This is a genomic window from Pseudooceanicola nanhaiensis DSM 18065, from assembly GCF_000688295.1.
In the GTDB taxonomy this organism is placed as follows: Bacteria; Pseudomonadota; Alphaproteobacteria; order Rhodobacterales; family Rhodobacteraceae; genus Pseudooceanicola; species Pseudooceanicola nanhaiensis.
In genome coordinates this window covers 1800547-1818554 of record NZ_JHZF01000011.1, presented here as the reverse complement: position 1 = coordinate 1818554, position 18008 = coordinate 1800547, and the positions used below count along the sequence as shown (strand labels likewise).

Genomic DNA, 18008 nt, shown 5'->3' with positions numbered 1-18008 from the left:
GGGGAGTCGCGGGCCGCAAGGCCCGCGGCGGGGGGCAGACGGCCCCCCCCCGCCCCCGCCACCTGCGATCCCGCCCGAGGCTCTTGCCCGAACCCGCGTCGCGCCGCAGCATCCCGCGCATGACCGAGATCCCGCGCCGTGACCCGGCCCCCGCCATCCGCACCTACGTCGCCCCCCGCAGCCACCGCGTGGTCTCGGGCCCCGGCGCCGTCGCCAGGCTCGGAGAGCACCTCGACCGGATGGGCGCGCGGCGCGCCTTCATCCTGACCGGGCGCAGCGTGGGGCAGGGGCCCCTGCCGGAGCGGCTCCGCGCCGCGGCGCCCGACCGGATCGCCGGCGTCTTCGACGGCATTTCGGCCCATGACCCGCTCGACGACGTGGCCGCGGCGGTCGAGGCCGCGCGCGCCGCCGGGGCGGATGCCGTCGTCTCGCTCGGCGGCGGGGCGGTGATGGATGCGGGGAAGTTCGTGACCTACTGCCTCGGGATGGAGGTCGCGGGCATTGCAGAGATGCGCGCGCTGCTCACCCCGCCGATCCCCGCGCCGGGAGAGCGGCAGGCGATGCCCGCCCAGATCGCCATCCCGACCACCGCCTCGGCCGCCGAGTTCACCGGGGTGGCGGGCGTGCTCGACCGCGAGAGCGGGGCGAAACGGCGGATCGGGCATCCCCGGCTTCTGCCCGACGTCGTGATCCACGACCCCGAGGCCGTGCTGCCGACGCCGCCGGACCTCTGGCTCTCCTCCGCCATCCGCTCGCTCGATCACGCGGTCGAGGGGCTCTACGGCCCCCGCGCCACGCCCTATACCGACGGGCTGGGGCTCGAGGCGATCCGCCAGCTGCTGCACGGGCTTCCGGCCTGCCGGCGCGATCCGTCCGACCTTGCCGCCATTTCCGCGGTGCAGGCGGGCGCCTGGCTGTCGCTCTCCTGCGGGTCGAGCGCGGGGACCGGGCTGAGCCACGGCATCGGCTACCTGCTGGGCGGCACCTTCGGCGTGCCGCACGGGATCTGCTCCTGCATCACCCTGCACCACGTCGCCGCCTGGGTGGCCCCCGCCGCCGGGCCGGAGCTGGAGCGGGTCGCGCAGGCCCTGGGCGTGGAGGGCGCCGCCGCCGTGGGGCCCGCCATCGCGCGGCTCGTCACCGCGCTGGGCCAGCCGATCCGCGCGCGCGATGCGGGCGTGCCCTCGCGCGAGGCGCTCCTCGATCTCGCGCCGCAGGTCCTGACCCTGCCGCATGTCGCGGGCTCCCCGCGTCGGCCCGCGGACGAGGCCGACGCCCGCGCGCTGCTGGAGCGCATGTGGTGAAACGGAAAGGACCCGCCCCCGGCCGGGAACGGGTCCTGCATCCTGCCGGACGGCCCCTGAAGGCCGCCGCGGGTCACGATCCGGTGAAGGCCGGCGCGCGCTTCTCGACGAAGGCCTGCGCGGCCTCCTTGTGATCCGCCGTCTCGGTCGAGAGCGCGTGGTTCAGCGCCTCGCTGTCCAGCAGCTCGCCCATCGTCGCGCCGCGCTCGATCAGCCGGAAGTTCCGCTTCATCCGCCCGTAGGTCAGCGTCGGCCCCTCGGCGAGCTGTTCGCCCAGCTGGATCGCCTCTTCCAGCGCCGTGCCGGGATCGACCGCGCGGGTCATCAGGCCCATGCGTTCGGCCTCCTTGCCGGAGATGACGGGCGAGAGCATCCAGAACTCCCGCGCCTTCGCGACGCCGAGGATCTGCGAGGCGAGGAACGAGCCGCCGTAATCGCCCGAGAGCCCGACCTTGGCGAAGGCCGAGGTGATCTTGGCGCTGTCCGAGCAGATCCGGAAGTCGCAGGCCAGCGCGAGGCCGAGGCCCGCGCCCGCCGCCGCGCCCTCGACGGCGGCGATGGTGGGCTTCTCCATCTCGTGCAGGTTGCGGACCGCTTCCATCCGGCGCCGCAGGTCGGCCGCCTTCTGCTCCACCGTCCGTTTCTCGCCGCCCGCGGCCATGCCCTTCACGTCGCCACCGACGCAGAAATAGCCCTCGGCGCCGGTCAGGATCACGCAGCGGACCTCGGGGTCCTGCCGGTATTCGGCCATGATGTCGGCCAGCCCCTGCGTCATCTCGCTGTTCAGGGCGTTCTTCGCCTCGGGGCGGGTCATCGTCACGATGCGCAGGCGTCCCGGCGAGGAACTTGGTCGCCTGGTCGACGGGGTAGGGCACCCGCTCGACCGGGACCCGGCCCGCGCCGCGCTCGACCCGGGCGTTCGACTGCTGGGCGATGACCCGCGCGCCGGTCGCCTCGGCGATCTGCGCGGCCCGCCGCAGCGGTCCCTCGCGGAGCGCTGCGCCCGCCAGCATCAGGATCGGCTTGCCGCCCGCCTTCAGCGCCTTCACCGCCTCGTCCAGACGCCCGCCATCGACCCGCGAGGGCGCTCGGAGCTGCGCCTTGTGCACCGGCGTGTCGTCCGACAGCTCGCCCCAGGCGGCGTCGGCGGGCAGGATCAGCGTCGTCACGCCCGTGGGCGCATTCCGCGCCGCCGTGATCGCATCGGCGGTGGCGCGGCTCACGTCCTCGGCGCCCGCGCATCGGCGGACGTATTTCGACATCGGATGCGCGAGGCTCTCGATGTCGCTCGTCAGCGGCGCGTCGTTCGGCAGGTGGTAGCTCGCATGATCGCCCACCACGTTGACCATCGGCGTCGAGGCCCGCCGCGCGTTGTGCATGTTGGCGAGACCGTTGGCGAGGCCGGGCCCGGTGTGCAGCAGCGTCGCCGCCGGCACGCCCGCCATCCGCGCGTAGCCGTCCGCGGCCCCGGTCACCACGCCCTCGAAGAGCCCCAGCACGCAGCGCATGTTCTGCTTGCGGTCGAGCGCCGCGACGAAGTGCATTTCGGAGGTGCCCGGGTTGGCGAAGCAGACGTCCACGTCGTTCGCCAGCAGGGTATCGCAGAGCAGGTCGGCCCCGTTGGTCATCTTGGTACTCCCTTGATCCTTGCCCCCTGATTGCCGGAGCGTCGCGCCGGGGTCCAGAGCCTTCTCTGTCAGATATGTGAAAGGCCGGGTATGTGTCAGGCCGCGAGGGCGCAGAGGAGCGCGATCTCGCAGAGCTGCTGGGTCGCGCCCAGGACGTCCCCGGTCTGGCCGCCGATCTTCGCCTTCGCGAGCAGGGCCACCCCGGTCGCGACGAGGGCGACGAGCAGCACCGCGCCCAGCGTACCGCCGAGCCCGAGGCAGGGCAGCGCCACCAGCGCCGCGACCCCCGCGGCGGCCCAGGCCCGCGCCGCCCGCGGGCGGCCGACCGAACGGCTGAGCCCGTCGCCGCGGGCATGGGGCAGGGCGCGCATCACCATCGGCATCGCCGCCCGGCTGAGCGCCGCCACGGCGATCAGCGCCGCCCAGTGGCCGCCGCCCGCGAGGATCAGCGCCAGCGCCTGCCAGCGCGCGGCAAGCGACAGCGCCAACGCCACGACCCCGTAGGTCCCGATCCGGCTGTCCCGCATGATCTCGAGCCGCCGGGCGCGGGTCCAGCCGCCCCAGAAGCCGTCCGCCACATCCGCGAGCCCGTCCTCGTGCAGCGCCCCGGTCATCACCACAAGCGCCGCGAGCACCACCAGCGCCGCCAGCGGCGGGGGCAGGCCGAGCCAGAGCGCGACGGAACCGACGAGCGCCGCGAGCGCGCCCAGCACGGCCCCCGCCAGCGGGTAGGCCCAGGCGGTGCCGGCATGGGCCCGGGGCGCGGAGGCGAGCGGCAGCCGGCTGAGGAGCGCGAGCGCCGCCGCCACGTCGCCTGGACGCGGCGGGCGGTCGGTGTCGGTCTCTGCGGCGTCGGTCATCGCGCTTCCTGTCCTCGGGCGGTTCCGTTAGACACGGGCCCCGAGGCAAGAGCAATGGAGTTTCCATGACCGATATCCGCACCATTGACGACCTCCGCGCGGCCCTGGCGGGCGCGCCGGGGCCGAGCGAGGCCGCCACGCGAGGGGCGCAGGCGCGCAACGGTCAGCTGACCAAGCCGCCGGGCGCGCTCGGCCGGCTCGAGGCGCTCGCGATCTGGTACGCGGGCTGGCGCGACGATCCGCGGCCCTCGGTCACCGCCCCGCAGGTCATCGTCTTCGCCGGCAACCACGGGATCACCGCCCGCGGCGTCTCGGCCTTCCCGGCGGCCGTCACCGAGCAGATGGTGCAGAATTTCCAGGCCGGCGGCGCGGCGATCAACCAGCTCGCGACGCTGGCGGGGGCGCGGATGGACGTGCACGCCCTGTCGCTCGACACGCCCACGCGGGACTTCACCGAAGGCCCCGCGATGGACGGACCCGCCTTCCTCGCGGCCCTGCGCGCGGGGTGGGAGGCGGTCGATCCCGCAACGGACCTCCTCGTGGTGGGCGAGATGGGCATCGGCAACACGACCTCGGCGGCCGCCCTCGCGCAGGCGCTCTACGGCGGAGCGGCCGCCGACTGGGTCGGCCGCGGCACCGGCGTCGACGACGCGGGCCTCGCGCTGAAATCCGAGGTGGTCGCCGCAGGCGCCGCCCTCCACGCCGGGCAGGGCGACGGGCTCGAAACCCTGCGCCGCCTCGGCGGGCGCGAGATCGCGGCCATGGCGGGCGCCATCGCGCGGGCGCGTGTCGCAGGCATCCCGGTGATCCTCGACGGCTTCATCTGCTGCGCCGCCGCGGCCTGCCTCGCCGAAACCGCGCCCCGCGCCCTCGACCATTGCGTCGCGGGCCACGTGAGCGCCGAGGCGGGCCATGCCGCCCTCCTCGACCGCCTCGGCAAGGCGCCGCTCCTGTCGCTCGGCATGCGGCTCGGCGAAGGCTCCGGCGCCGCGCTGGCGATCCAGGTCTTCAAGGGCGCCGTCGCCTGCCATTCCGGCATGGCGACCTTCGCGGAGGCCGGCGTCTCGGAGGGCTGAGCCCGCGCCCCCGCGCCGTCTCCCCGTCTTCCTCTTGCCGGAAATATCCTCGGGGGGAGTCGGGACCGCAGGTCCCGGCGGGGGGCAGACAGCCCCCCTTCCGCACGCAGGAACGGGCGCCGCCCCCTGGGGGACGGCGCCCGCGATTCGACCTCCCGGAGAAAGGGATCAGTCTTCCAGCGCGTCCGCGCGCTTCTCCTCGATCAGCTTCAGCTCCTCCGACTTGCGCTTCAGGAACGTCTCCCCGTAGGCGTCGTTCTCCTCCTCGCCGATCACCTTCCTGGCGCGGGTGAAGACCTCGTCCTCCTCCTCGTCCATGTGGTGCTCGTAATCGTGCTTCAGCGTCTTGAACCGGGTGATCCAGCCGGGCGAGGCCATGTCCATCTCGCGCAGTTCCTCGAGGATCTCGTCCATCTCGGCGTGTTCGTGGACCGAGTGCCGGGCCGCGTCCTGGCCCCAGGTCTGCTGCAGGAGCTTGGAATAGAAGGTCTCCTCCTCGGCGGCGGAATGGCCCTTCACGTCGTTGTAGAAGGCCTCCCAGGCCTCCTTGCGCTCGTCGCTGGCGCCCTCGGTCTGCGCGATGCGCTCGAGCAGCGCGCGGTGGCGGTCGTGGTCTTGCTTGATGGCGTCGTAGATGGATGGCATCGGGCTGTCCTCTCGCAGGTGCTGACAGGGGATGAACACCCCCCTTGCCGCGCCGGTTCCGCCCGACGGCTCTTCCGGATCCCGGGACGCCGGGCTAGGCTCGCGCGGAGATGCAGGGAGACCCCATGGAAAACCGTCCCGTCGGAGAGATCGTGCAGGGCTGGCAGGCGCCGCCGCGCCCCGAGGCGCTGCGGCTCGAGGGCCACCATGCGCTGCTGGAGCCGATGCATGCCGACACGCATGCGGCGCTGATCTATGACGAGATGCAGGGCCTGGAGTGGATCTGGGACTACATGCCGAACGGTCCCTTCGGCAGCGCCGCGCAGTATCACCGCTGGATGCGGGAGGCCGAGGGCGGGACGGATCCGTATTTCCTCGCCATCAGGGACAAGGCGCAGGGGCTCTGGGCCGGGGTCGCCTCCTACCTCAGGATCACGCCCGAGCAGGGGGTGATCGAGGTCGGCAACATCGCGTTTTCCCCCGCGCTCCAGAAGACACGGGCAGCGACCGAGGCGATGGTGCTGATGATGGACTGGGCCTTCTCCGCGGGCTACCGGCGCTACGAGTGGAAGTGCAACGCCCTCAACATGCCCTCGCGCCGCGCGGCGCAGCGGCTGGGCTTCAGCTACGAGGGCATCTTCCGCCAGCACATGGTGGTCAAGGGCCGCAACCGCGACACTGCGTGGTTCGCGATCACCGACCGCGAATGGCCCGCCCTGAAGGAGGCCTTCGCGGTCTGGCTGTCCCCCTCGAACTTCGATGCGGAGGGCCGGCAGCGCGAGCGCCTGGGCGACCTGACGCGCCTCGTGCGCGTCGCCTCCGACCCCGCGCTCTGAGCGGGACCGATCCAGCGGAGCGCGGGCAAGCCCGCGCACGCGATTCATGGCGATTTGGCCCGAGGCCAAATCGCGTCTGCCTCCGGCGGGGATACATGGACCAGAGGAAGGCAGGGGGCGTGCCCGGTTTAGCCTGGTGGCGCCCTGCCTAGAGCGGGGAAGAGGCCGCCCAGTCCCAGTAGAGGTCATGCGCCTTACGGGTCACCGGGCCGACCTGGTAGGACGTGTCGTCGAAGGCGGTGACGGGCGTGACCTTCATCATGTTGCCCGACAGGAAGACCTCGTCCGCCTGTTCGAAATCGGCGAAGGACAGCACCGTCTCGTGCACCTCGTAGCCATCGGCCCGCAGGTTCGCGATGTGCCGCGCGCGGGTGATGCCGGCGAGGAAGGTGCCGTTGGCGATCGGGGTGAAGACCGCCCCGTCCCTGACCATGAAGACATTGGCGGTCGCGGTTTCGGCGACGTTGCCCATGGCGTCGGCCACCAGCGCGTTGCCGAAGCCCTTGGCCTTGGCCTCCATCAGCATCCGCGCGTTGTTGGGATAGAGGCAGCCGGCCTTCGCATTCGTGACCGCGCAGTCGAGCGTCGGGCGGCGGAACCGCGTCCGGGTCAGCGTCGTCGCGGCGTCGCGCGGGGCCAGCGGGATCTGTTCGAGGCTCACGCAGAAGCCGGTCGCGCCCTGTTTCGGGGCGACGCCCAGATCGCCGCCCTCGAGCGCCCAGTACATCGGCCGGATGTAGACGGCGGCGTCCTTCGGATAGGCGCGGAGCCCCTCGCGGACGATGGCGATCATCTCGTCGGTGGAGACGGTGGGCGTGATCATCAGCGCCTCGGCCGAGCGGTTCACCCGGGCGAGGTGGCGGTCGAGGTCGGGCACCAGCCCGTGCGCCATCCGGGCGCCGTCGAAGACCGTGGTGCCCAGCCAGGACCCGTGGTCCGCCGCCTTCATCACGGCCAGGTCGCCGTCGTGCCACTGGCCGTCGTGATAGGTGCGCAGGTTGGTGCCGGTCGCCATGGTCCGATTGCCCCCTCGGTCTGATCCTCTGGCCGCGGTTATGGCAGAGCCCCGGGGGGAAGGAAAGAAGGCCCGGCCCGGCGCGTCCGCCGGGCCGGGGCCAAAGGGCTTGGTGATGAAAAGGATGGTCCCGGGGGGGGAGGGAAAAGGGATTGGGATGAAAACCTAGCCGATCGGGCCGCCGTCGCGGCGGGTCACGGCGAAGACGCCGGAGCGGGGCAGGCCGCCACCGGGGAAGGTGGAGCCGCCTTCCTCGCCGGGATGCTGGATGCCCACGAACATGGTCCTGCGATCGGGCGAGATGCACAGACCCGTGACCTCGCATTCGCGCGGCCCGACGAGGAAGCGCCGGATCTCGCCTGTCACGGTATCGCCGGCCAGCATCTGGTTGTTGCCCTGTCCGGCGAAATCGCCCGCGTTCGAATAATTTCCGTCGGTCTGGATCCAGAGCAGGCCCGTGGTGTCGAAGGCCATGCCGTCGGGCGAGTTGAACATGTTCCCGGCGGTGATGTTCCCGGACCCGGCGAAGGCGTCGTCATGGACCTCCGGATTGCCGGCGAGGGCGAAGAGCGACCAGGTGAAACCGGTGGCGGCGTGGTCCTCGTCATCCGGACGGATGCGGAGGATCTGGCCGTATTCGTTGCCCGTCCGCGGGTTCGGGCCGTTCACCGGCGTCTCGTCGCCGCCGGCATTGGGTTTCAGCCCGCGGTTCCTGTTGTTGGTCAGCGCGACGAAGGCCTCGGGCCGGGCCGGGTTCACCGCGACCCATTCGGGGCGGTCCATCGTGGTCGCACCGACGGCGGATCCGGCCTGCCGCGTGTGGATCAGGATCTCGGCCGCCTCCATGCCGGTCGCCTCGGGGGTGAGCTCGACCCATTCGCCGGTCATGTCCTCGGCGAAGCGCGCGACGAAGAGGCGGCCGGTCTCGAGCAGGTCGGCATTGTCGCCGGTGGCGGAATGGACGCCGTCGGAGACGAAGCGGTAGAGGAATTCGCCCCGCTCGTCGTCGCCGAGATAGACCACCGCGTGGCCGTCGGGGGCGATGGTGCAGGCGGCGTTCTCGTGCTTGAACCGGCCGAGGGCGGTGCGCTTCTTCGGGCGCGCGGCCGGGTCGAACGGGTCGATCTCGACCACGTAGCCCGCGCGGTTGGGTTCGTTCGGATGGCGCGCGATGTCGAAGCGGGGGTCGATCTGCGCCCAGCCGTAGCCCCAGTCTTCGGCCGAGATGCCGTAGCGGGCGAGGTCGGGCGCGATCTCCTGCGCCGGATCGGAGGACGAGAAGTAGCCGTTGAAGTTCTCTTCGCAGGTCAGGTAGGTGCCCCAGGGCGTCTCGCCGTTGCCGCAATTGTTCCAGGTGCCGCGTGTCGTGCGGCCCTCCGGATCGGCCTCGGTCCGCAGCAGGGCATGGCCGGCCGCGGGGCCGGTGATGTCCATCTCGGTCTCGGGGGTGATGCGGCGGTTCAGCGGGCTGTCGGTGACGACCTCCCAGCCCTCGGCGCCCTGGCGGACCTCGAAGATCGAGACGCCATGCGCCATCATCCCCTTGCGGATGTCGTCCTCGCTGGGGGTCTCGGGCGCGGTCCAGAGCGTCTCGAGGTTGGTGTATTCGTTGTTCACCGCCATCACGTGCCGGCCGTCGCGCAGGAAGATGGACATGCCGTCGTTGTTGTCGCCGAAGGCGCGGGCCTGGGTATCGGCGGTGCCGCGGGTCTCGGGGTCGAAGGCGGGGGCGTCGGGGAAGAGGGGATCGCCCCAGAGCACGACCGGTTTCCAGTCGAAGCCCTCGGGCAGGGTGATCGTGTCGGCGGTGCTGGCCGCGATCCCCTCGAAACCGAAGCGGTCGGTGGCGGCAAGGGCGGCGCGGGTCAGGCCGGTGGTGCCCGCGACGAAGGCGCCGAGGCCGAAGCTCATCACGCCGAGGAAGCCGCGGCGCGACAGGGCGTTGCCGACCACCCGGTCGAAATCGGTTTCCTCGGGGCGGGGCGAGACCTTCTCGTCGAAGGCGTCGAAGGACAAGGGCTGGCGGGTCATGGCGGGCGTCTCCTGTGGCAGCGCGACAAGCCTAGGCCCGCAATGAATCGATTCTGTTACGGCGCTTCGTCTCGGGCGGCGGGCGCCTCGGCGAGCAGCGCCTCGAGATCGAGCGGCGCGTTGACCATCCTGAGCGCGCCGCTCTCGTCGCGGGGCCATTCCGCCTCGGGCCGGTCGCGGTAGAGCTCGACCCCGTTGCCATCCGGGTCGCGCAGGTAGAGCGCCTCGCTCACACCGTGATCGGCGGCGCCGTCGAGCGGGATGCCGGCGGCCAGGACGCGGGCCAGCGCATCGGCGAGCTGCGCGCGGTCCGGATAGAGGAACGCCGTATGGTAGAGCCCGGTATGGCCGCGCGGGGCCGGCGTGCCGCCCTTGCTCTCCCAGGTGTTCAGGCCGATGTGGTGGTGATAGCCGCCGGCGGAGAGGAAGGCGGCCTGGGGGCCGTATCTCTGCTGGAGCTCGAAGCCGAGCACGCCGGAGTAGAAGGCGATGGCGCGCTCGAGGTCGGCGACCTTCAGGTGGACGTGGCCGATGCGGGCCTCGGGGTGGACGGGCTGTGTCATGGGGCAGATCCTCCTGTCTGCGCCAAAGGTAGGCGCGGCGGGACCGGCGCGAAAGGAGGCTGCGCGCAGGGGAGATGTGCGGCCCTGCGGAGGGGGGCGGGACCGAACGGCGCGCGGGCAAGCCCGCGCACGTGATGCTGGGCGATCTGGCGGGGCCAGATCGCGGTCTGCCTCCGGCGGGAGTATTTCCGGAAAGATGAAGCGCGGGGGGGGGGGGGGGGGACCCCCCGCCGCCAGGGGCGGGGGCCTTCGAGCGGAGCGCGGCGCCTCAGCTCCGCAGCAGGCCGACGATCTCGTAGGTCTTCGCGAGGATCGGGGCGGCGATGTCGCGGGCGCGGGCGGCGCCGTCGCCGAGGATGCGGTCGATCTCGTCCGGCTGCTCCATCAGGCGCGACATCTCGGTCGAGATCGGCGCGAGCTTCTCGACCGCGAGGTCGGCGAGCATCGGCTTGAACTCGGAGAACTGCTTGCCGCCGACCTCGCGGAGCGCGCCCGCGAGGTCGGTGTCGGAGAGGGCGGCGTAGATGTTCACGAGGTTGCGGGCCTCGGCGCGGGCGGCGAGGCCCTCGGGCTCGGACGGCAGCGGCTCGGGGTCGGTGCGGGCCTTGCGGATCTTGTTGGCGATGGCGTCGGCGTCGTCGGTCAGGTTGATCCGCGCCATGTCGGAGGGGTCGGATTTCGACATCTTCCTGGTGCCGTCGCGCAGCGACATGACGCGCGTGGCCGCGCCCTCGATCACGGGCTCGGTGATCGGGAAGAAATCCACGCCGAAATCGTTGTTGAACTTGATCGCGATGTCGCGGGTCAGCTCGATATGCTGCTTCTGGTCCTCGCCCACGGGGACATGGGTCGCGTGGTAGACCAGGATGTCCGCGGCCATCAGCGAGGGGTAGGCGAGGAGGCCCAGCGAGGCGTTCTGCTGGTTCTTGCCCGCCTTGTCCTTCCACTGGGTCATCCGCTGCATCCAGCCCATCCGGGCGACGCAGTTGAAGATCCACGCCAGTTGCGTGTGTTCCGGCACCTGGCTCTGGTTGAACAGGATCGAGCGCGTCGGATCGAGCCCGGCGGCGAGGTATCCCGCGGCCAGTTCCCGGGTGTTGCGGCGCAGTGCGTCGGGCTCCTGCCAGACGGTCATCGCGTGCAGGTCGACCATGCAGTAGATCGTCTCGATCCCGTCGTTCTGCATGTCGACGAAGCGGCGGATGGCGCCCAGGTAATTGCCCAGCGTCAGCCCGCCCGAGGGCTGGACCCCGGAAAACACCCGGGGGGTGAAGCTCGTCTGTGTTTCGGACATGCTCACGTCTCTCCGCTCTCTGGATCTTGGCGTCCCGCTCGCTTACCCATGCCCGCATGAGGCGTCAAGCGACGGCGCCCGCACCGGCAGGAGGCAGAGCAGACCCATGGCGATCCCCGACCACGACATTCCGCGCGCGCCGCGGCCGGTGAACCCGCTGCCCTGGAGCGTGGTCCTGCTGTTCCTCGCCATCGCCGCGGTCGAGATCGTGCTCTCTCTCGGCGCGCGGGGGATCATCGGCGGCCCGGGGTCGGTCGGCTGGCGGCTCGAGGCGATCCGGAGCTACGGCTTCGTCTCGGCGGTGCTGCACTGGATGATGGAACAGGGCGTCTGGCCGCTGGAGCAGGTGATGCGCTTCGTGACCTATCCCTTCGTGCATGGCGCCTTCACCTCGGCCGCCTTCGCCTGCGTGATGCTGCTGGCGCTCGGCAAGTGGGTGGGCGAGGTCGCGGGCGCGTGGTCGGTGCTGATCACCTTCTTCCTCAGCTCCGTCCTGGGGGCGCTGGTCTACGGGCTCGTCACCAACGACGCCTATCCGCTGATCGGGGCCTTCCCGGGCATCTACGGTCTGATCGGCGTCTTCACCTGGCTGCTCTGGGTCCGGCTGAAGGCGAGCGGGGACAACGAATTCCGCGCCTTCACCCTGATCGGCGTGCTGATGGGCATCCAGCTGGTCTTCGGCCTGCTCTTCGGCGCGGCGAACACCTGGGTCGCGGACATCACCGGGGCGGTGGCGGGCTTCCTGGCGGCGCCGCTCCTGGTGCCGGGCGGGTGGAGCGCCTTCCTGCGGCGCATGCGGCGGGATTGAGGGGGCAGAGCCCGGCTCAGAACATCTCGGGCGGCAGGATCGGCAGGAACCGGGAGAAGCGGCGATTGCGGCGCTCGGGGTAGGGCAGCATGAAGCCGACGCGGTCCTCGGGCTTGCGCGCCGCGTTCTCCTCGGCCGCCCGGCGCCAGAGCGCGGCGCTGTGCGGATCGCCCTCCTCGTAATGCTCGTCGAGCCAGATCCGCGCGAGCCGGTCGCGCAGGCCCATCACGTCCTCGCGCCCGTGGAAGACGAGCGAGGCCTCGGTGTCCCACCTCATGGAGCGGCCATTGAGGTTGGCCGAACCGACGATGGCCGTGTGATCGTCGACGATCGTGACCTTGGCGTGCACATAGACCACGCGCCCGCCCCGGAGCGGCAGCGGATCGTTGGTCTGCGCCGGGCGCGGCTGCACCGGGGAGACGGTCGTCATCCGGTCGCCGAAGGCACGCTGGCAGATGTCGAGGCAGCGCATCTGGAGCGCCTGCGCATGCCGCATCTCGAACCCGGTGGCGCCCTGGAAGATCACCTCTTCGGGCTCGGTCGGCATCAGGAGGATCAGCTCGAGCTCGGGCCGTCGCTTCGCGGCCGCGGCCAGGCTGCGGGCCAGCGGCGCGTGGCGGAAGAACTGGCTTTCGATGTAGATCGACCTCTCGGCCTTCTCGAAGGCCGCGATGTGCTCTTCCTCGTGCTCGCGCAGCATCGTCTTGGCGCCCAGTTGCAGCGGCCGGCTGCCATCGCAGGAGATCGTCCGGATCACCCGGGGCGCGGGCGGGGCGGGCTTGCGGACGTGACCGGGATCGGGGACCGGGCTTTTCTCGGCCGTGAAGCAGGTGGCGTCGTCGTCGATCGCCCGTTGCCAGCAATGGGCGAAATGCGCGCGGATGTCCTGCGCGGGCGGACCCTCCACGTGGAGGCTGACGTCGTGCCATGTCTCCTCGGGGCTCTGGTCGTGGTCGGGCGTGTCCCAGCGTCGTTCGTCCACGTCGAGCCCGCCGATGATCGCCTCGCGCCCGTCCACCACCGCGAGTTTCTGGTGGAGCGTGACCGGGCGCAGATCCCAGTCTCCGCGCAGCGAACGGTGCTGGAAGGGGGTCAGGCTCTCGTCCGGGATGTCGCGCATCGAGTCGAGCCGCTTCCGGATCGGGAAGTGGAACACGTATTTCCAGACCGGGGCGGAGCGGCATTCGTGCAGCGCGCAGATCAGCTCGGCCCCGTCGGGCAGGCGCGATCCGAAGTTCCGGGCCGAGGCCCAGGCGGAGCGGTGCAGGTCGCCGGTGAAGATCGGGTCGAAATCGGCCAGCAGCATCCGCAGCTTCACGCCGCGCTCGGCGGTGTGCACCATGAGGTCGGCCCATGTCTTGAGGCCGAGCTCGAGCGCTCCCTCGCTGCGCAGGCGGGTGCGGGCGTCGAAGATGCGGAACGACAGGAACAGCTCCCTCTCGGCGCGCATGACCATGCGCTCGAGCGCCGGGAACATCTCCTCCGCGGTGATGAGAGGTTGGATTCGCGTCTCCTCGGCGCGCGCGTCCTGGCGCGGCCGGAGGGTTTCGGGCTCCTTCATCTCTGCACCGGGCATGTGCTGGTCCTGTCCTCGATCCACCGTGGACAACACGGAACAGCCGATCCGGTTTCATGACGGCGCGGAAGGCTCAGCCCCTGCGCATCGCCCGCCGCAGGTCCGACAGCCGGAACGCTCCGATCAGGTGGCCCACGCCGAAATATACCACGGCCCCCCATGTCACGAGAAGGCCAAGCGCGGCGAACCTGAGGCCGGCCAGCTGCAGCCAGGGGGTCAGAAGCCACCATGCGGGCAGAAGTGCCGCGCCCATGAGCAGCGCGGCGATGGTGATCCGCACGATCCGGCGGCGGAAGCGGTCATCGAAGCGCACGGCCTCGCCCATCGGACGGGCGCCGAAATGCAGCATCACCATCATCGTCCAGCCGGCGACCGTGGTGGCGAGCGCCGTGGCGATCCAGCCGATCACCGGGGCGAGCCCCACGGCGAGCACCGCGTTCACCGCCATCGCCCAGAGGGCGAAGCGGAACGGGGTCCGGGTATCGCTGCGCGCGAAATAGAGCGGCTGGAGGATCTTCTGCATCACGAAGGCGGGCAGGCCGAGGCCGTAGACCGCGACGGCCAGCGCGATGGCGCGGGTGTCCTCGGGGGTGATCGCGCCCCGTTCGAAGAGGACCGAGACCAGCGGCAGCGGGATGACGACCAGCGCGACGGCCGCGGGCATGGTCAGCATCAGCGACATCTCGGCCGCGCGCGAGAGCGCATCGCGCGAGCCCGCCACGTCCCCGGCCTTCAGCCGGCGCGACAGGTCGGGCAGCAGCACGATGCCGATGGCGATCCCCACGACGCCGAGCGGCAGCTGGTAGAGCCGGTCGGCGGCGAAGAGCCAGCCGACGGCGCGGTCGAAATAGGAGGCGACCTGCTGCCCGACGAGGAGGTTCACCTGCACCACGCCGCCCGCCAGCGCGGCGGGCACGGCGATGCGCAGAAGCTCCTTCAGCTCGGGCGTGAAGCGCGGGCGCTTGACCCGGATGCGCAGCCCGGCCCGGGCGGCGGCGCGCCAGACCAGCAGCATCTGGCCCACGCCCGCCAGCGGAATCGTCCAGATCAGCGCGGTCGCGACGTCGATCCCGCTCGCCACTGCGCCGACATACATGCCGCCGATGAGCATCACGTTCAGCAGCACCGGCGCGGCCGCCGCGGCGGCGAAGCGCCCGGTCGCGTTCAGCACGCCCGAGAGGAGGGCGGCGATCGAGATGAAGAGGATGTAGGGGAAGGTGATCCGCCCGTACTCGACCGAGAGGGCGAATTCCTCCTGTCCCGCGAACCCCGAGGCGAGCGCGAGGATCATCCACGGCATCGCGAGATGCGCGATGGCCGTCAACGCGATCAGCACCGTCGCCAGCCCCGAGAGCGCATCCGAGGCGAAGTCCTCGGCGTTCTCGCCCGCCTCGAACTTCTTGGCGAAGAGCGGCACGAAGGCGGTGTTGAACGCGCCTTCCGCGAAGAAGCGGCGGAACATGTTGGGCAGCCGGAAGGCCACGACGAAGGCCTGGTAGGCCGGTCCCGTCCCGAGATAGGCGAGGATCATGGCGTCCCGGACGAAGCCCAGGATGCGGCTGAGCATCGTCCAGCCGCCGACGGTCAGGAAGCCTGACACCAGCCGGATGGGCTTCACGATCTGGCCCTCTCCTGTCCCGCGGTGATCGCCTCGCGCAGGCGCGCGTCCAGCGTGCGCTGCTTCGAGAGCGAATGCAGTTTCAGCCCGAACATGTCCTTCACGTAGAACGTGTCCACCGCCTGCTCGCCATAGGTCGCGATCACGGCCGAGGCGATCTGCACATGGCTCGCCGCCAGCGTCCGGGCGAGGTCGAAGAGCAGGCCGGGCCGGTCACGGGTGTCGACCTCGATCAGGGTGTAGATGTCCGAGCCCTCGTTGTCGAAGGAGATCGCGGTCTTCACCTCGAAGGCGCGCTCCCGCTTCTTGATCTTGTCGCGCGATTTCATCTCGTCGCGGGCCACCACCTCGCCCTTCAGCGTCTTGTGGATCATCCGCGTCAGGCGGGGCAGGCGGTCGGCCTCGTAGGGATGGCCGTCGGCGTCCTGGATCCAGAAGGCCGAGGTCGCGTAGCCGTCCTTGGTCGTATAGCTCCGCGCGTCCACCACGTTCGCGCCCACGAGGGCCAGCGCGCCGGTCAGCCGGGCGAAGATGCCGGGGTGGTCCACCATGGCAAAGAGCGCGCGGGTCGCGTCGCGGTCCTCGTCCGGGTGCAGGTCGATCCGGATCTCGGCCGGGTCCAGATCGCGCAGCATGGTCGCGAAGATCTCCTGCGCGGTGATGTGCAGACCCTGCCAGTATGTCGGGTAATGCCGGTCGATCTCGCGTTCGAGGTCGGCCTCGGTCCAGTCGGGCAGGGCGGCGCGAAGGTCCTTGTGGGCGTCCTGCTCGCGCTTGACGCGGTTGATGTCCTCGAGCCCGTTCTCGAGCCCGTTCAGCGTCTGCCGGTAGAGCGCCCGCAGGAGCGCCGCCTTCCAGTTGTTCCAGGTGCCCGGACCCACGCCGCGGATGTCGCAGACCGTGAGCACCGTCAGCAGGTCGAGCCGTTCCCGCGTCTGCACCGCCTTGGCGAAGTCGCGCACGGTCCGGGGATCGGCCACGTCGCGCTTCTGCGCCATGTCGGACATCAGCAGGTGATAGCGCACCAGCCATTCGACGGTCGCGCATTCCTCGGGGCTCAGCCCGAGCCGCGGGGCCACCTTGCGGGCGATCCGGGCGCCGACGATGGAATGGTCCTCGTCCCGGCCCTTGCCGATGTCGTGCAGCAGAAGGGCCGTGTAGAGCACCCGCCGGTTCACCCCGTCCTTGAGGATGGTCGAGGCGATCGGCAGCTCTTCCTCGAGCTTGCCGTGCTCGATCAGGGCGAGGTGGCGGATGCACTGGATGGTATGCTCGTCCACCGTGTAATGGTGGTACATGTTGTATTGCATCATCGCCACGATGGGCTCGAACTCGGGGATGAAGGCGGCCAGCACGCCAAGCTCGTTCATCCGCCGCAGCGCGCGCTCCGGGTTGCCGTGGTTCAGGAGCAGCCCGAGGAACATTCCGGCCGCCTTCGGATCGTTGCGCATCCGGTCGTCGATGAGCTTCAGGTTCGCCGTGATCAGCCGCATCGCGTCCGGGTGGATCAGCATCCCGGTGCGCAGCGCCTCGTCGAAGATGCGCAGGATGTTCAGCCTGTCGTCGAGGAAGGTCGTGGGATCGGCCAGGGCCAGCCGGTTGCCGACCGCGACGAACTGCGCGCCGACCGTCCGGGGGCGGCGCTTGAAGATGCGTTCGAGCAGCGGCTCGCTCTTGACGTGGGCGGCCTCGAGCTTGGTCAGGAGGATCCGCGTGACCTCTCCGGTCGTGGTGGCGTGGCGGAAGTAATCCTGCATGAAATGCTCGACCGCCCTGCGGCCGCCGCGGTCGCGGTAGCCGAGGCGTTCGGCCACCTGCACCTGCAGGTCGAAGGTCAGCTGGTCCATCGCCCGGTCGGCGATCAGGTGGAGGTGGCAGCGCACCGCCCAGAGGAAGTTCTCGGCCTGCTGGAAGCGGCGGAACTCCTCGTCGGTGAAAAGCCCGAGGCGCACCAGCTCCGAGACCGACTGCACCCCGTGGACATATTTGGCGATCCAGTAGAGCGACTGCAGATCGCGCAGGCCGCCCTTGCCCTCCTTGACGTTGGGCTCGACGACGTAGCGCTGGCCGCCCTGCTTCTGGTGGCGCCTCAGCCGCTCGTCGAGCTTGGCCTCGATGAAATCGCTCTCGGTCCCCTTGAAGAGCCCGTTCCAGAGCTTCTTGCGCAGGGTCTCGGCCAGGCCGGCGTCGCCGCAGAGATAGCGGTGTTCGAGCAGGGCGGTGCGGATCGTGTAATCCTCGCCCGCGAGTTTCACGCAATCCCGGACGGTGCGGCTGGAATGGCCCACCTTCAGGTGCAGATCCCACAGGATGTAGAGCATCGATTCGATGAAGCCCTCGAGCCACGGGGTGATCTTTCCCTTGGCGAGGAACAGCAGGTCGACGTCGGAATAGGGCGCCATGGCGCCCCGGCCGTATCCGCCGACGGCGATCACGGCGAAATCGCTGGTGCCCGTCTCGGGGGCGACGTGATCCCGCACCGCCTCGACCGTGGTCAGAACGATGCAGTCGGTCAGCCAGGTATAGGCGCGGGTGGTCTGCTCGGCGGCGAAGGGGCGGGCGGTGAAGGCCTCGGCGATGGCGGCGCGGCCGGTCTCGTTCGCCTCCTGGAGCAGGGCGACGAGCCGCGCGCGGAAGCCTTCGCCCTCGGTCCGGGCGGCCTCGGCCACGGCGGCCCGCATTGCGGCGCGGTCGAAAATGACCTCGGCCGGGCAGATGAGGTCATCCGGCCCGGCCAGGGAAACGTCTGCAACA

The 18008-nt window shown here is 70.7% G+C and carries 14 protein-coding genes and 1 pseudogene; 4 read left to right on the top strand and 11 right to left on the bottom strand.

Annotated elements, in window-relative coordinates:
• Positions 1–119 precede the first annotated feature (119 nt).
• Positions 120–1304 (top strand): iron-containing alcohol dehydrogenase, encoded by a 1185-nt coding sequence (locus Q344_RS23650; RefSeq protein ID WP_051630467.1) that lies wholly within the window; start codon positions 120–122, stop codon positions 1302–1304.
• Positions 1305–1377: 73 nt separating this feature from the next.
• Here the strand turns inward: Q344_RS23650 and Q344_RS23645 are convergent, their stop codons facing one another.
• The 3 genes and pseudogenes from Q344_RS23645 to cobS form a co-directional block, all read right to left on the bottom strand.
• Complete coding sequence (locus tag Q344_RS23645; RefSeq protein WP_051630464.1) at positions 1378–2118, bottom strand: enoyl-CoA hydratase-related protein; 741 nt, start codon at positions 2116–2118, stop codon at positions 1378–1380.
• 76 nt (positions 2119–2194) lie between these two features.
• Positions 2195–2932: pseudogene (locus tag Q344_RS25540) on the bottom strand (thiamine pyrophosphate-binding protein); the annotation flags it as partial.
• 95 nt (positions 2933–3027) lie between these two features.
• The gene (gene cobS, locus Q344_RS0109880) at positions 3028–3792 is read right to left on the bottom strand and encodes an adenosylcobinamide-GDP ribazoletransferase (protein ID WP_028286548.1); all 765 of its coding nucleotides are present in this window, start codon (positions 3790–3792) and stop codon (positions 3028–3030) included.
• A gap of 65 nt (positions 3793–3857) precedes the next feature.
• Here cobS and cobT point away from each other — a divergent pair, with 65 nt between their 5' ends.
• Positions 3858–4868, top strand: a complete 1011-nt coding sequence (gene cobT, locus Q344_RS0109875) for a nicotinate-nucleotide--dimethylbenzimidazole phosphoribosyltransferase (RefSeq protein ID WP_028286547.1) — start codon at positions 3858–3860, stop codon at positions 4866–4868.
• 168 nt (positions 4869–5036) lie between these two features.
• On the opposite strand, the gene Q344_RS0109870 is transcribed toward cobT, so the two are convergent.
• Positions 5037–5513 (bottom strand): hemerythrin domain-containing protein, encoded by a 477-nt coding sequence (locus tag Q344_RS0109870; protein ID WP_028286546.1) that lies wholly within the window; start codon positions 5511–5513, stop codon positions 5037–5039.
• A gap of 125 nt (positions 5514–5638) precedes the next feature.
• On the opposite strand from Q344_RS0109870, the gene Q344_RS0109865 reads away from it, so the two are divergent.
• On the top strand, positions 5639–6349 hold the full coding sequence (locus Q344_RS0109865; RefSeq protein WP_169739187.1) for a GNAT family N-acetyltransferase: 711 nt from the start codon (positions 5639–5641) through the stop codon (positions 6347–6349).
• 148 nt (positions 6350–6497) lie between these two features.
• Here Q344_RS0109865 and Q344_RS0109860 read toward each other — a convergent pair whose 3' ends face one another.
• From Q344_RS0109860 to trpS, 4 genes are all read right to left on the bottom strand, one after another.
• Positions 6498–7364 (bottom strand): branched-chain amino acid aminotransferase, encoded by an 867-nt coding sequence (locus tag Q344_RS0109860; protein ID WP_028286544.1) that lies wholly within the window; start codon positions 7362–7364, stop codon positions 6498–6500.
• 165 nt (positions 7365–7529) lie between these two features.
• On the bottom strand, positions 7530–9395 hold the full coding sequence (locus tag Q344_RS0109855) for a PhoX family protein (RefSeq protein WP_028286543.1): 1866 nt from the start codon (positions 9393–9395) through the stop codon (positions 7530–7532).
• A 56-nt stretch (positions 9396–9451) separates the two neighbouring features.
• Positions 9452–9958, bottom strand: a complete 507-nt coding sequence (locus Q344_RS0109850) for a VOC family protein (RefSeq protein WP_028286542.1) — start codon at positions 9956–9958, stop codon at positions 9452–9454.
• Positions 9959–10226: 268 nt separating this feature from the next.
• On the bottom strand, positions 10227–11252 hold the full coding sequence (gene trpS, locus Q344_RS0109845; protein WP_028286541.1) for a tryptophan--tRNA ligase: 1026 nt from the start codon (positions 11250–11252) through the stop codon (positions 10227–10229).
• A gap of 106 nt (positions 11253–11358) precedes the next feature.
• Here trpS and Q344_RS0109840 point away from each other — a divergent pair, with 106 nt between their 5' ends.
• A complete protein-coding gene (locus Q344_RS0109840) occupies positions 11359–12060 on the top strand; it encodes a rhomboid family intramembrane serine protease (RefSeq protein ID WP_036538554.1) in 702 nt (233 codons plus the stop codon).
• Positions 12061–12076: 16 nt separating this feature from the next.
• On the opposite strand, the gene Q344_RS0109835 is transcribed toward Q344_RS0109840, so the two are convergent.
• The 3 genes from Q344_RS0109835 to Q344_RS0109825 all read right to left on the bottom strand — a co-directional run bounded on the left by Q344_RS0109835 (position 12077) and on the right by Q344_RS0109825 (position 17935).
• Positions 12077–13636 (bottom strand): phospholipase D-like domain-containing protein, encoded by a 1560-nt coding sequence (locus tag Q344_RS0109835; protein ID WP_229669154.1) that lies wholly within the window; start codon positions 13634–13636, stop codon positions 12077–12079.
• Between the two features lie 73 nt (positions 13637–13709).
• A complete protein-coding gene (murJ, locus tag Q344_RS0109830; RefSeq protein WP_028286538.1) occupies positions 13710–15254 on the bottom strand; it encodes a murein biosynthesis integral membrane protein MurJ in 1545 nt (514 codons plus the stop codon).
• Positions 15251–17935: a [protein-PII] uridylyltransferase gene (locus Q344_RS0109825; RefSeq protein WP_156954659.1), complete on the bottom strand. Its 2685-nt coding sequence runs from the start codon at positions 17933–17935 to the stop codon at positions 15251–15253. Before Q344_RS0109825 ends, murJ begins: the two co-directional genes overlap by 4 nt.
• Positions 17936–18008: the final 73 nt, after the last annotated feature.

Excerpts from the sequence above, each read along its gene's own strand:
- Q344_RS23650 (WP_051630467.1), top strand. The coding sequence starts at position 120 with ATGACCGAGATCCCGCGCCGTGACCCGGCCCCCGCCATCCGCACCTAC.
- Q344_RS23645 (WP_051630464.1), bottom strand. The coding sequence starts at position 2,118 with ATGACCCGCCCCGAGGCGAAGAACGCCCTGAACAGCGAGATGACGCAG.
- cobS (WP_028286548.1), bottom strand. The coding sequence starts at position 3,792 with ATGACCGACGCCGCAGAGACCGACACCGACCGCCCGCCGCGTCCAGGC.
- cobT (WP_028286547.1), top strand. The coding sequence starts at position 3,858 with ATGACCGATATCCGCACCATTGACGACCTCCGCGCGGCCCTGGCGGGC.
- Q344_RS0109870 (WP_028286546.1), bottom strand. The coding sequence starts at position 5,513 with ATGCCATCCATCTACGACGCCATCAAGCAAGACCACGACCGCCACCGC.
- Q344_RS0109865 (WP_169739187.1), top strand. The coding sequence starts at position 5,639 with ATGGAAAACCGTCCCGTCGGAGAGATCGTGCAGGGCTGGCAGGCGCCG.
- Q344_RS0109860 (WP_028286544.1), bottom strand. The coding sequence starts at position 7,364 with ATGGCGACCGGCACCAACCTGCGCACCTATCACGACGGCCAGTGGCAC.
- Q344_RS0109855 (WP_028286543.1), bottom strand. The coding sequence starts at position 9,395 with ATGACCCGCCAGCCCTTGTCCTTCGACGCCTTCGACGAGAAGGTCTCG.
- Q344_RS0109850 (WP_028286542.1), bottom strand. The coding sequence starts at position 9,958 with ATGACACAGCCCGTCCACCCCGAGGCCCGCATCGGCCACGTCCACCTG.
- trpS (WP_028286541.1), bottom strand. The coding sequence starts at position 11,252 with ATGTCCGAAACACAGACGAGCTTCACCCCCCGGGTGTTTTCCGGGGTC.
- Q344_RS0109840 (WP_036538554.1), top strand. The coding sequence starts at position 11,359 with ATGGCGATCCCCGACCACGACATTCCGCGCGCGCCGCGGCCGGTGAAC.
- Q344_RS0109835 (WP_229669154.1), bottom strand. The coding sequence starts at position 13,636 with ATGCCCGGTGCAGAGATGAAGGAGCCCGAAACCCTCCGGCCGCGCCAG.
- Q344_RS0109825 (WP_156954659.1), bottom strand. The coding sequence starts at position 17,935 with ATGCGGGCCGCCGTGGCCGAGGCCGCCCGGACCGAGGGCGAAGGCTTC.